Origin of the sequence: Adlercreutzia equolifaciens (genome assembly GCF_029076695.1) — a bacterium.
GTDB classification, from domain to species: domain Bacteria; phylum Actinomycetota; class Coriobacteriia; order Coriobacteriales; family Eggerthellaceae; genus Adlercreutzia; species Adlercreutzia equolifaciens_A.
Window position 1 is genome coordinate 1 of the sequence record NZ_JARFIK010000346.1, and the last position, 305, is coordinate 305.

The following is a 305-nucleotide window of genomic DNA, read 5'->3' on the forward strand; positions in this document are numbered from 1 at the left end:
CCCCAGGCCACCCCAGCGGCTCCCAGCAGCAGCACGATTTCCCCTACCGCCCCTGCGACGCTTGCGCGAAAGCCGTCGATGGCTGGCACCCCTAAGCACACCGCAAGGCAGACGACTGACCCGTACACCGCCAGCCGCGTGGCAGCGCTATCGGCTTGCGGAGGAAAGCAAGCTTGGGCCACGGCGCGGGCGGCAAGGCAATAGCCGGCCAGAGCGGCAAGCAGCATGACGGCGGCGGAAAGAGAAATCATCGGCGCTCCTTCTGCGTGTTCCGAGAAATACTTTACCTCATCAGGGGAAATGCA

General features: G+C 64.6%; 1 protein-coding gene. It reads right to left on the reverse strand.

Annotated features, from left to right (window positions below):
• A partial coding sequence (locus PZH32_RS12685; RefSeq protein WP_275208612.1) for a hypothetical protein occupies window positions 1–251 on the reverse strand: 251 nt, incomplete at its 3' end.
• Window positions 252–305 lie beyond the last annotated feature (54 nt).